The organism is Heyndrickxia sp. FW510-T9 (assembly GCF_058781025.1).
The window spans coordinates 1-6278 of sequence record NZ_JBYSWK010000092.1; the positions used below are offsets into that span (position 1 = coordinate 1).

At 35.4% G+C, this 6278-nt stretch carries 9 protein-coding genes; 1 reads left to right on the forward strand and 8 read right to left on the reverse strand.

Annotation, left to right across the window (positions count from 1 at the left end; genetic code table 11):
- Nucleotides 1-239: 239 nt before the first annotated feature.
- Together AC3WJF_RS22755 and AC3WJF_RS22760 are read right to left on the reverse strand one after the other, a co-directional pair.
- On the reverse strand, nucleotides 240-416 hold the full coding sequence (locus tag AC3WJF_RS22755; RefSeq protein WP_492456336.1) for a hypothetical protein: 177 nt from the start codon (nucleotides 414-416) through the stop codon (nucleotides 240-242).
- Between the two features lie 15 nt (nucleotides 417-431).
- Nucleotides 432-788 (reverse strand): single-stranded DNA-binding protein, encoded by a 357-nt coding sequence (locus tag AC3WJF_RS22760; RefSeq protein WP_492456338.1) that lies wholly within the window; start codon nucleotides 786-788, stop codon nucleotides 432-434.
- A gap of 479 nt (nucleotides 789-1267) precedes the next feature.
- On the opposite strand from AC3WJF_RS22760, the gene AC3WJF_RS22765 reads away from it, so the two are divergent.
- Nucleotides 1268-1708: a YwpF-like family protein gene (locus tag AC3WJF_RS22765; protein ID WP_492456340.1), complete on the forward strand. Its 441-nt coding sequence runs from the start codon at nucleotides 1268-1270 to the stop codon at nucleotides 1706-1708.
- 59 nt (nucleotides 1709-1767) lie between these two features.
- Here AC3WJF_RS22765 and AC3WJF_RS22770 read toward each other — a convergent pair whose 3' ends face one another.
- The 6 genes from AC3WJF_RS22770 to AC3WJF_RS22795 all read right to left on the reverse strand — a co-directional run bounded on the left by AC3WJF_RS22770 (nucleotide 1768) and on the right by AC3WJF_RS22795 (nucleotide 5609).
- A complete protein-coding gene (locus AC3WJF_RS22770) occupies nucleotides 1768-2043 on the reverse strand; it encodes a hypothetical protein (protein WP_492456341.1) in 276 nt (91 codons plus the stop codon).
- A 99-nt stretch (nucleotides 2044-2142) separates the two neighbouring features.
- A complete protein-coding gene (fabZ, locus tag AC3WJF_RS22775) occupies nucleotides 2143-2568 on the reverse strand; it encodes a 3-hydroxyacyl-ACP dehydratase FabZ (RefSeq protein ID WP_492456343.1) in 426 nt (141 codons plus the stop codon).
- A gap of 48 nt (nucleotides 2569-2616) precedes the next feature.
- On the reverse strand, nucleotides 2617-2889 hold the full coding sequence (locus AC3WJF_RS22780; RefSeq protein ID WP_492456344.1) for a DNA-directed RNA polymerase subunit beta: 273 nt from the start codon (nucleotides 2887-2889) through the stop codon (nucleotides 2617-2619).
- Between the two features lie 14 nt (nucleotides 2890-2903).
- Complete coding sequence (locus AC3WJF_RS22785) at nucleotides 2904-3734, reverse strand: flagellar hook-basal body protein (protein ID WP_492456346.1); 831 nt, start codon at nucleotides 3732-3734, stop codon at nucleotides 2904-2906.
- A 21-nt stretch (nucleotides 3735-3755) separates the two neighbouring features.
- Nucleotides 3756-4571: a flagellar hook-basal body protein gene (locus AC3WJF_RS22790; protein WP_492456348.1), complete on the reverse strand. Its 816-nt coding sequence runs from the start codon at nucleotides 4569-4571 to the stop codon at nucleotides 3756-3758.
- 36 nt (nucleotides 4572-4607) lie between these two features.
- Entirely contained in the window at nucleotides 4608-5609 is a 1002-nt protein-coding gene (locus tag AC3WJF_RS22795) for a rod shape-determining protein (RefSeq protein WP_492456350.1), read from the reverse strand.
- Nucleotides 5610-6278: the final 669 nt, after the last annotated feature.

The following is a 6278-nucleotide window of genomic DNA, read 5'->3' on the forward strand; positions in this document are numbered from 1 at the left end:
CAAGGATCGAATTGAATCCGTGAGGATTCTAAGAGTCCCAAGTATTGAGTCTAATTATTTATGTGCGAAGTTTGAGTTATTTAATAATGAAAAAACAACCAGCTAAAATTTAGCTGGTCTAATATTTGGAGATATATGAGGTTGCATGACAATTTTCTGATGAGGAAATCTAGCGAAATTCGTTTTTAAATTTCACCTATTGAAATTCGCATTTCAAATTTCACCTGGGGCTAAAGTTTTTAAAGAGAAACCACTTTTGGATCATAATGATGTTGTGGAAATTGCATGGAATCTTGCTCTAAGGAGTCTAATCGTTGAGTGAGCTTAAAGATGCGATGGTTCGCCCTACCTAGTTTTAATATGAGGTCTTCTACCATTTTTTCTAGTACTTCTATTCTAGTATCGATATTTTCCAATTCATTTCTCCTTTATTAATTATTCGCTGGTTGAAGCTCACGGTCTTCCGATGGCTTTCCACCTAAGAACTTCACTGTTTCTGCCACTACTTCTGTTACATAAACTTTTTTTCCTTCTTGGTTTTCATAGTTCCTTGTCTGGAGGCGACCCACAACACCAATAACAGATCCTTTGGAGCAATATTTTGCCGTATTTTCAGCTGTTCTGTTCCATAAAGTGCATTGAACAAAATCCGCTTCAAATTCACCAAAGGTATTCCGAAAATTCCGATTCAGTGCAATGGTAACATTCAATACCGATTTTCCATCCATCGTTTTCCGCGGCTCTGGATCCTTTGTAAGTCTACCGACTAGCATTACCTGGTTAATCAAACATCCATTCACTCCCTTCTTCGTTAATGTACATCCATCATATAAAACAAATACCAGATAGTAAAATAAAGAAATTGATTATCTAGCCTATTATTTATTATCGATAATGAGCCTTTCTTATGGGCAATTAGTTGTTTTCGTCTTCAAGTTTTATAGAAAAAACGATTTTTAATAAAAAAGAATATTTTTTTCTTACATGCCTATTTGCTATTGTTAATATTATTTAATGTTGTGTGCTATAATTTTTACAACAAAATGCTCGGAGAGGCTCTTTTCTTAAACTTTGTTGTTTTTGTATTCGAAAAACTCATGAATTTTCCCTTCAGCTTTAGAATGGGCAATAAAATAAGAAAAGATGCCCAAAACTAAACCTTGATAGGAATCTAAACTAGGAACGAAAAACCAACAGGTTAAAATTGGCTTTTGGATGTTAACAATCTTTACGAAAACAGCCCTCGAAAAAACGGAGGATCAAGAATATGAAATCATTTAAGATCGTATCACTGCAGGTTATAGAGGATGGGAATATTAAAGATATTGTATTAGATGATGGCTTGATTATTAATAAAGAGGATGGAAAAATGACCTGGTTAATTGAGGCTTACATCAGTAAGGAGTATTATGATTTTTTCCGTAATGCTCAACAAAGTCCGAATGATTTAGATGTCCAAGTGGTGATTACTAACGAAGCAAATGACCCGGCTCCTTTTCGTACACATATAAGAGGAATTAAACAATTCGAAAACCATATTAGTGTATTACTTGAGGGATTCTTAAGAGTTAAAAAGAGCAATTTTGCGACGCTTCTTCTAAGTGATATTGTTAGAGAAGGGTTTACTGGTGAGGCGCTCATTCAGGAGTTTAAAGAAAGGCTGAAGAAGAGAACTCACTTTGTAGCTTCCAAAAAAGTTCAAGAATAGAAGTTAATAAGGCTCCTGAAATCATTCAGGAGCCTTTTTGTAACTGATTCCTTGCTTATTTACTTTTTGTAGTCTTCATTTTTAAGGTCTTTATTATATTCATTATCATTTTCATTTATATCATTCGTAAGTTTATTATAGTCTTTATCTGTATCCATTTGATTATTATTACTCTTATTAAACTTATCTTTATCTACACTATTCATATTTCTGTTTTCGTTAACACCATTATTTAAACTTGGTGGAGGCGGCTCTTGCTTTTTTATAGAGCATCCTACCAAAAATAAGGAAATGAGGAAAAAACCTACGCTCCGTTTAAGCAGTTTTCTATCCATGAAGACTTCTCCTTTCAAGATGTGCTTTACGGATAACTTTCCCCTTATGAACAAAAACATACTGAAAACATGGAAATCCCTTTTACGTAGCTATAAGCATTACTTTCCAAGTGCAAACATTAATTCTGTTTCACATACGACTTCTCCATCAACTTTAGCAACCCCTTTTCCTTTTCCAACAGGGCCCTTTAAGCGAAGTATTTCTACTTCTAATACTAACTGGTCTCCCGGTCTGACTTGGCGCTTAAAACGGCAATTATCAATTCCTGCAAAAAAAGCAAGTCTTCCACGATTCTCCTCCAATTTAAGCATAGCAACCGCTCCAACTTGGGCAAGTGCCTCCACAATTAGCACTCCTGGCATAACAGGGAAATCAGGAAAATGTCCGATAAAGAACTCTTCATTTCCTGTTACATTTTTTATTCCCACTGCTCTTTTTCCTTCTTCTACTTCCAATACTTTATCAATTAATAAAAATGGATAACGATGTGGAATGATATCTTTAATTTGCTGAATATCTAACATAGTATAACCTCCATTTGAATGAAAAAAGGAAAGGATAATCCTTTCCCCTTATTTTTTATTTACAAGATCAACAATATGAGTCCAAGTAGATTTCGTCAATGCATCCATAGGATTTCCATCGCCAATAACACCATATCCAACAATAATGCCGGATAATACACTGATCACAATCGCAAAAAGAATTAGGATGACTCTTAGCCATATTGGAATAAGCCGGACCCGGACCTTTTTCTGAGCAGTTTTTCGCCTTATCTCTGCCTTTTTCCTTTTTTTATATTGGGAACGTGTTTCTAATTTTGGTTGGATTTCCTTTTCTGTCATTCACAATATCTCCTTTAACGAAGACCATTTACTAAACCCATCATTTGATCCGAAATGGTGATTGCTCTTGATTGAAATTGATAGTCACGTTGTACGTTGATTAGCTTCGTCATTTCCTGGCTTAAGTCCACGTTAGAGCCTTCCAATGCCCCTTGCTGAATAGAAATATTATTCCTTCCAGCCCCGACCATATTAGTGAAAACATTTGTACCGGTCGTACCATTTTTCGGTAAACCAATTAAATTATCACCATATTGTTCAAAAAATTGCGGTTTATTTACAGCAATAACACCAAGATTAAATGCCTTTGTTTGACCATTGTCCAGCTTTACTTGAAGTGTTCCCTGATTTGTTATTGTATAGCTTTCCGCATTTGCGGGAAAGGTAATCATTTTATTATTTTCATCCAAAACAGGGTAACCAGAATTATTAACAAGCATCACTTCGTTTTTTCCAACAGGTGAAAGTGATAAATTTCCATCTCTCGTATAACGGACTTCATTTTCACCATTTTCACTAGTTAATACCTTTAAAAATTGATTTTCATTTGTAAAAGCAATATCTAACGGACGCTTCGTTTCCTTTATACTTCCTTGTGTTAGCTGCATCGTAGATTGTGCAATTTTTGCACCAGTGCCTAAGCGAATGCCAAGCGCCGTATTTCTGCCTATTTCTTTTGTAGGATCAAGCTGATTATTGAATTGTTGGTAGAGAAGATCTGTGAAGGTTGCTTCCCTATTTTTATAACCAGTTGTGTCAACATTGGCCATATTATTGCTAATAATATCGAGTTGTTTTTGCAGCTGATTCAATGTATTAGTTGCAATAATCATAGAATTATTCATCGGAATAACCTCCTCACCTTTCTAGCCATTTACTCGTCCAACTTCATTTACCGCTTTATCCATACTATGGTCATATGCTTGTAAAACTTTTTGGTTTGCTTCGAAGCTTCGGTACGCTATTAACATATCTGTCATTGATTGTGATACATCTACATTTGACTGCTCCAAATAACCTTGTTTTACTTGGAAACTTGCATTAGAAGCTTGAGGCAAAGTTGAATTATTGCCCATTCGATATAATCCGTCGCCTTCTTTTATCAATCCATTTGGATTTGCGGCGTATCCGATGCCTAGAGTTCCTACCTGTCTACCATTTTCAATAATATTGCCACCTGTGTCGACGGAAAAATCCATGCTGTTTAAATGAATTCGATTTCCATTCTGGTTCAAAACATATTGACCGCTTGCGGTTGTCAGGTAACCATCCCCATCTAAGGTAAAGTTTCCATTACGTGTATATTTTACTTTTCCATCATTGTCTTGTATGGAGAAAAATACCGAGCTTGTTGAATTCGGATTTATATCTTGAAGTGCTAAATCTGTCTTACTTTGTGTTTCTTGCAAATCCCCTTGGAGGAATTTAGGTTGAACCTCTTGCATGTATACGCCTGTATTTACCGCCCCTACTTTTGAAGAAGTAGGCATTGTAAAAGCATTATCAACCGGTACCGTCTCTTGACCCATCCGCTGTAAAAGTAACTCAGGAAAGGCTCTCATAGACGATTGATCCACTTTAAATCCAGGGGTATTTGCATTAGCCATATTATTTGTTAAAAGATCTGTTTTTCGTTGCTCTGCGATCATTCCAGCCGCTGCAGTATAGAATCCTCTTAGCATGTTTCATTCCCCCAAAAGTGATTTTCACACACAAAATTATGCATATCTTCGACTTGCAATTTTGTCCATATTCTCAAGCATGATGCCTGTACCGATTGCTACAGAATCCATTGGATTTTCAGCCACTAATACCGGTACCTTTAACTCTTCTGCTAATAATTGATCAATGCCGTGTAGTAATGCTCCGCCACCTGTTAAGATAACACCGCGATCAATAATATCAGCGGATAATTCAGGAGGAGTTTTTTCGAGAACATTTTTTGCAGCTTGCACAATTACTGATACAGATTCTTTTAAAGCTTGTTCAACTTCCTTAGAGTTTACCGTTATCGTTCTTGGAAGACCTGTAACCATATCGCGCCCGCGAATTTCCATTTCTTCTTTGCGCGCACCAGGGAATACAGTTCCAATGTTTATTTTAATATTTTCCGCTGTGCGTTCACCAATTAACAATTTATATTCTTTTTTAATATATTGAAGAATTTCACTATCGAATTTATCTCCAGCCATTTTGATAGACGCAGATGTTACGATATCTCCCATTGAAAGAACTGCGATATCTGTCGTACCACCGCCAATATCCACTACCATATTTCCGCTAGGCTGGAAGATATCCATTCCTGCTCCAATTGCTGCTACCTTTGGTTCTTCTTCAAGATACACCTTTTTACCGCCACTTTTTTCAGCTGCTTCACGTATAGCTTTTTGCTCAACACTCGTAATATTTGTTGGACAGCATATAAGGATTCTTGGCTTTGATAAAAATCCTTTTACATTCAATTTATTAATAAAATGTTTTAACATAGTTTCTGTCACGTCAAAATCGGCAATTACTCCGTCTTTTAATGGGCGAATTGCTACAATATTTCCAGGTGTTCTTCCCACCATTCGACGAGCTTCCTCACCAACTGCTAAAACCTTATTAGCATTCTTATCAATAGCCACCACTGATGGTTCATTTAAAACAATTCCTTGTCCTTTTACATGAATTAGTACATTAGCTGTACCTAAGTCTATTCCAATATCTTTTGCAAACATATGTTAAACTCCTTTCGTAATAGGCAAACTGCATAATCGTTATGGCAGTTTTCTTATAAATTGTAATTTTTCGTACATTATTATTAATCCTAATGTTAGCTTGGTTTCGTAGCATCTTTTCTTAAAATGATTATTGCTTATAAACTAAATAAGAATTGTTATAAGGTTTCGTCTACAAAAGGCAGCAAACTTTAAGAAAATAGCCATTGTTAAAGGGCAATCTATGTAAATTTTATTCATGTCAAAAGTCCCTATTTCCCTAATTTTATATTTTATCATATTTTTGTCGATATTAGGCATTCATTGTCAAAAATTCTTAAAAAAATTAGTAAAAAAATAGGAAACGAAATTATGGACAATAAAAGACCATTAGCCATCCTTCATAATCAGGTATTTATATGTTGTCCGACCTGCTTTTACTGCGCTTTTATAGTCCCTAAAAAAGGATTGTTCAAGCAGGTCTTCCACATTTTTTTATTAATGGATTTGTTAAATAATATTGTTGTCCCTCATACAGCCTTATGTATACACGTAAGGCTGTAAATCAACAATAATATTAACAAAACCTTAATCGAGTAGGAGGAGGTGATTAACCACCGTACGTACCGTTCGGTATACGGCGGTTCGAAAGTTTTATGGTATCAAATTATTATATGGGAAAGTTGCTTC

Coding starts and splice junctions, on each gene's coding strand:
- AC3WJF_RS22790 (WP_492456348.1), bottom strand. CDS start 4,571: ATGCTAAGAGGATTCTATACTGCAGCGGCTGGAATGATCGCAGAGCAA.
- AC3WJF_RS22770 (WP_492456341.1), bottom strand. CDS start 2,043: ATGGATAGAAAACTGCTTAAACGGAGCGTAGGTTTTTTCCTCATTTCC.
- AC3WJF_RS22795 (WP_492456350.1), bottom strand. CDS start 5,609: ATGTTTGCAAAAGATATTGGAATAGACTTAGGTACAGCTAATGTACTA.
- AC3WJF_RS22780 (WP_492456344.1), bottom strand. CDS start 2,889: ATGACAGAAAAGGAAATCCAACCAAAATTAGAAACACGTTCCCAATAT.
- fabZ (WP_492456343.1), bottom strand. CDS start 2,568: ATGTTAGATATTCAGCAAATTAAAGATATCATTCCACATCGTTATCCA.
- AC3WJF_RS22765 (WP_492456340.1), top strand. CDS start 1,268: ATGAAATCATTTAAGATCGTATCACTGCAGGTTATAGAGGATGGGAAT.
- AC3WJF_RS22785 (WP_492456346.1), bottom strand. CDS start 3,734: ATGAATAATTCTATGATTATTGCAACTAATACATTGAATCAGCTGCAA.